Genomic DNA, 4,765 nt, shown 5'->3' on the forward strand with positions numbered 1-4,765 from the left:
AGCAGACCGTTGTGCGCGAGGCCGTCCGCGCCCTCGCGCACAACGGTCTGCTGGACATCCGCCAGGGCTCCGGCACCTTCGTCGTCGCGACGAGCGAGCTGGCGGGGGTCATGCACCGCCGCTTCGCGGACGCCGACCCCCGGCACATCGCCGAGCTGCGCTCCGCCCTCGAGTCGAGCGCCGCCAAGCTGGCCGCCGAGCGGCGCACCGAGAAGGACCTGAAGCAGCTGGACGCGCTCCTCGCCCGGCGTGAGGAGGCTTGGGCCTCCGGCGACGCGGAGACCTTCGTGTCGGCCGACGCGACCTTCCACCTGGCGGTCGTGGCCGCGTCCCACAACGACGTCGTCACGGCCGTCTACGCGGACCTGGGCGAGGTCCTGCGGGACTGGCTGCGCGACGACGTCGGCGCGGACCTGACGCCGGAGACCTACATGGACCACGCCCGGCTCGTGGACGCGATCCGCGCGGGCGACGCGGAGTCCGCGGCGGCGGAGGCGGCCGGCTACCCGTTCCACTGCCGCCCCTGAGGGGTCAGTCGTCCGGCCGCTGGTGGCTGAACCACACGGCGCGGACCTCCTTCCAGCAGCGCCCGGTGAACCGCACCGTCTGCGCGGGACCCGTCTCGACGGGGGCGCCGTCGCTGTCGATGTCCCACCAGCGCGCGCACTCGATGTGCAGGCGGACCCGGTCGGGGTCCGGGTAGGGGTTGAAGCAGTACCCGACCACCCGGGAGCCGAGGACCGTGTAATTGCAGGCCGCCCCGAAGGGGTCGGGACGGTCGGCCGTCACACGCGCGTGCCGGGGTCCGGTCAGGTTCCGGGTCTCCACGCGCGCGTTCGGGATCGCTTCGTACGGAAGGGACAGTACGAGAGCCAGGGCGACGGCCATGGGGGCGAAGCTGCGGGACAGACGCACAAGGGAGACCTCCTCGGCCGAGCGGCTGGGCGGTGTACGTCCAGCGTGCGCGGCACCCGGCCGGGGCGGCCCGTCGGATGGGCCGAACGGGGGATGCGCGAAGGGCCCGTGTCCGGGTGGACACGGGCCCTCGACCGTTCGGGCCGGGCGGCGACGGTCACGCGCCGATCGCGTGCAGCCCGCCGTCGACGTGGATGATCTCGCCCGTGGTCTTCGGGAACCAGTCGCTGAGCAGGGCGACGACACCGCGGCCGGCCGGCTCGGGGTCCTTCAGGTCCCACTCCAGGGGCGAACGGTTGTCCCACACCGAGGCCAGCTCACCGAAGCCCGGGATGGACTTGGCGGCCATGGAGCCGATGGGGCCGGCGGAGATGAGGTTGCAGCGGATGTTCTGCTTGCCCAGGTCACGGGCCATGTAACGGCTGGTGGCCTCCAGGGCGGCCTTGGCCGGGCCCATCCAGTCGTACTGCGGCCAGGCGTACTGCGCGTCGAAGGTGAGACCGACGACCGAGCCGCCGTTCTGCATGAGCGGCAGGCAGGCCATGGTCAGCGACTTCAGGGAGTACGCCGAGACGTGCATGGCGGTCGCGACGGACTCGAACGGCGTGTTGAGGAAGTTGCCGCCGAGGGCGTCCTGCGGGGCGAAGCCGATGGAGTGCACGACGCCGTCGAGGCCGCCGAGCTCCTCACCGACGATGTCAGCGAGCCGCCCGAGGTGCTCCTCGTTGGTGACGTCGAGCTCGATGACCTTGGTGGGCTTCGGGAGCTTCTTGGCGATGCGCTCGGTCAGCGTGGGCCGGGGGAAGGCGGTGAGAATGATCTCCGCGCCCTGCTCCTGGGCCAGCTTGGCGGTGTGGAAGGCGATGGAGGACTCCATCAGCACACCGGTGATCAGGACGCGCTTGCCCTCGAGGATTCCGCTCATGGTGATCAGTGACCCATTCCCAGTCCGCCGTCTACGGGGATGACGGCTCCAGTGATGTACGAGGCGTCGTCCGAGGCGAGGAACCGCACCGTCGCGGCGATCTCCTCGGGCTGCGCGTACCGGCCGAGCGGCACCTGCGAGACGATGCCCGCGCGCTGCTCGTCGGTGAGGATCTTGGTCATGTCGGTGTCGACGAAACCGGGCGCGACGACGTTGAAGGTGATGTCGCGCGAGCCCAGTTCACGGGCGAGGGACCGCGCGAAACCGACCAGGGCGGCCTTGGAGGCGGCGTAGTTGGCCTGGCCGGGCGAGCCGTAGAGGCCCACGACCGACGAGATCAGCACGACGCGGCCCTTCTTGGCGCGCAGCATGCCGCGGTTGGCACGCTTGACGACACGGAAGGTGCCGGTCAGGTTGGTGTCGATGACCGAGGTGAAGTCCTCCTCGGACATCCGCATCAGGAGCTGGTCCTTGGTGACGCCGGCGTTGGCGACGAGGACCTGGACCGGACCGTGCTCGGCCTCGATCTCCTTGTAGGCCTGCTCCACCTGCTCGGAGTCGGTGATGTCGCATTTGACCGCGAGGCAGCCCAACTCCGCGAGGGCGGCCGGCGGCTCGCCCGAGCGGTATGTGTAGGCGACCTTGTCGCCGTTCTCGGCGAACGCGCGGGCGATGGCGAGGCCGATGCCCCGGTTGCCTCCGGTGACGAGAACCGAGCGGCTCAACGGATCACCCTTTCCATAGCGGTCTGCACACCTGCCCGATTGCCTGGACGGCAGGCGCCTTCCTCGAAAACCTATCGGTCGGGCCCGTCGCGCGGGCATTCGGGCAGTGACAGTGGCGTGGGGGACTCACTGTGGGGTCCCTACAGAAAGCCATCGGGGTCGGCGCGGAAAGATGTGGTCCGGGTGCCCGCGGGCGCGACATGATCGGACCCGACAGGCCACGACAGCAGGGAGACCTCGGTGCCTCATTCCATCGACGAAGCCTTCACGGCACTGCCGCTAAGGGCCTTGGCCGACGCCGCGCTCGCACGCGCGCGTGCCCTCGGGGCCGAGCACGCGGACTTCCGGTTCGAGCGGGTGCGCAGCGCGTCCTGGCGGCTGCGGGACGCCAAGCCCGCCGGGTCGTCGGACACGACCGACCTCGGGTACGCGGTGCGCGTGGTGCACGGCGGGACCTGGGGGTTCGCCTCCGGTGTGGATCTGACGATGGACGCCGCCGCGAAGGTCGCCTCGCAGGCGGTGGCGATGGCGAAGCTGTCGGCGAAGGTCATCGAGGCGGCCGGGTCCGACGAGCGGGTCGAGCTGGCGGACGAGCCGGTGCACGCGGAGAAGACGTGGATCTCCTCGTACGAGATCGACCCGTTCACCGTCCCCGACGAGGAGAAGTCCGCGCTGCTCACCGACTGGAGCGCGCGGCTGCTGGCGGCGCCCGGGGTCAATCACGTCGACGCCTCGCTGCTCACCGTGCACGAGAACAAGTTCTACGCGGACACCGCGGGCACCGTGACCACGCAGCAGCGGGTCCGGCTGCACCCGTCCCTGACCGCCGTGTCCGTCGACGAGTCCAGCGGTGAGTTCGACTCGATGCGGACCCTGGCGCCGCCGGTCGGCCGGGGCTGGGAGTATCTGACGGGCACCGGCTGGGACTGGGACGACGAGCTGGCGCGGATCCCCGAGCTGCTCGCCGAGAAGATGCGGGCCCCGAGCGTCGAGGCGGGCCTCTACGACCTCGTCGTCGACCCGTCCAACCTGTGGCTGACCATCCACGAGTCCATCGGCCACGCCACCGAGCTGGACCGCGCGCTCGGCTACGAGGCCGCCTACGCCGGCACGTCCTTCGCCACCTTCGACAAGCTCGGCAAACTCCGGTACGGCTCCGAGCGGATGAACGTCACCGGCGACCGCACCGCCGAGCACGGCCTCGCGACCGTCGGGTACGACGACGAGGGCGTCGCGGGCCAGTCCTGGGACCTCGTGAAGGACGGCACCCTCGTCGGCTACCAACTGGACCGCCGTATCGCCCGGCTGACGAAGCTCGGCCGCTCCAACGGCTGCGCGTACGCCGACTCCCCCCGGCACGTCCCCGTGCAGCGCATGGCCAATGTGTCGCTCCAGCCCGATCCGGCCGGGCTGTCCACGGAGGATCTGATCGGCGGTGTCGACCGCGGCATCTACGTCGTCGGGGACCGGTCGTGGTCCATCGACATGCAGCGGTACAACTTCCAGTTCACCGGTCAGCGGTTCTTCAGGATCGAGAACGGGAGGATCACCGGGCAGCTGCGGGACGTCGCGTACCAGGCGACGACGACCGACTTCTGGGGTTCCATGGCGGCCGTGGGCGGGCCGCAGACGTATGTCCTCGGCGGTGCCTTCAACTGCGGCAAGGCCCAGCCGGGCCAGGTCGCCGCGGTCTCGCACGGCTGCCCCTCCGCCCTGTTCAAGGGCGTCAACATTCTGAACACCACGCAGGAGGCAGGTCGATGAGCGCGCCCGTCAACAAGGCACACAAGCCGCACGAGATCGTCGAGCGTGCTCTCGAGCTGTCCCGGGCCGACGGGTGCGTGGTCATCGCCGACGAGTACTCGACCGCCAACCTGCGCTGGGCGGGCAACGCGCTGACCACGAACGGGGTCACGCGGGGGCGGTCGGTGACCGTCGTCGCCACGGTCGACGGCAAGGAGGGCACGGCCTCCGGTGTCGTGTCCCGCTCGGCGGTCACCGCCGAGGAACTGGAGCCGCTGGTACGGGCCGCCGAGGAGGCCGCGCGCGGGGCCGGGCCCGCCGAGGACGCCCAGCCGCTGGTCACGGGCGTGCAGCCGTCCCCCGACTTCACGGAGCCGCCCGCGGAGACCTCCTCCGCCGTGTTCGCCGACTTCGCCCCGGCGCTCGGCGAGTCCTTCGCACGCGCGCGTGCGGGCGG

5 protein-coding genes and 1 pseudogene are annotated in these 4,765 nt (G+C 70.9%); 3 read left to right on the forward strand and 3 right to left on the reverse strand.

What is annotated here, in order from left to right; all coding sequences use genetic code 11:
• On the forward strand, nucleotides 1-527 hold a 527-nt coding region (locus AOK23_RS27005), incomplete at its 5' end, for a FadR/GntR family transcriptional regulator (RefSeq protein WP_055715228.1).
• A gap of 4 nt (nucleotides 528-531) precedes the next feature.
• Here the strand turns inward: AOK23_RS27005 and AOK23_RS27010 are convergent.
• From AOK23_RS27010 to fabG, 3 genes are all read right to left on the reverse strand, one after another.
• Nucleotides 532-915 (reverse strand): hypothetical protein, encoded by a 384-nt coding sequence (locus AOK23_RS27010; protein ID WP_055715229.1) that lies wholly within the window; start codon nucleotides 913-915, stop codon nucleotides 532-534.
• A 157-nt stretch (nucleotides 916-1,072) separates the two neighbouring features.
• Nucleotides 1,073-1,840: an enoyl-ACP reductase FabI gene (gene fabI / locus AOK23_RS27015; RefSeq protein WP_055715230.1), complete on the reverse strand. Its 768-nt coding sequence runs from the start codon at nucleotides 1,838-1,840 to the stop codon at nucleotides 1,073-1,075.
• A 5-nt stretch (nucleotides 1,841-1,845) separates the two neighbouring features.
• Nucleotides 1,846-2,565 carry a 3-oxoacyl-[acyl-carrier-protein] reductase gene (fabG, locus tag AOK23_RS27020; protein WP_055515528.1) on the reverse strand — a complete coding sequence of 240 codons (720 nt, stop codon included), beginning with the start codon at nucleotides 2,563-2,565 and terminating at the stop codon, nucleotides 1,846-1,848.
• Nucleotides 2,566-2,805: 240 nt separating this feature from the next.
• Here fabG and AOK23_RS27025 point away from each other — a divergent pair, with 240 nt between their 5' ends.
• Both AOK23_RS27025 and AOK23_RS27030 read left to right on the forward strand, forming a co-directional pair.
• Complete coding sequence (locus AOK23_RS27025; RefSeq protein ID WP_055715231.1) at nucleotides 2,806-4,329, forward strand: TldD/PmbA family protein; 1,524 nt, start codon at nucleotides 2,806-2,808, stop codon at nucleotides 4,327-4,329.
• A pseudogene (locus AOK23_RS27030) lies at nucleotides 4,326-4,765 on the forward strand (TldD/PmbA family protein); the annotation flags it as partial. The gene AOK23_RS27025 and the pseudogene AOK23_RS27030, both read left to right, overlap by 4 nt.

Source organism: Streptomyces torulosus, from assembly GCF_001419765.1.
Lineage (GTDB): Bacteria > Actinomycetota > Actinomycetes > Streptomycetales > Streptomycetaceae > Streptomyces > Streptomyces torulosus.

Excerpts from the sequence above, each read along its gene's own strand:
- fabI (WP_055715230.1), bottom strand. The coding sequence starts at position 1,840 with ATGAGCGGAATCCTCGAGGGCAAGCGCGTCCTGATCACCGGTGTGCTG.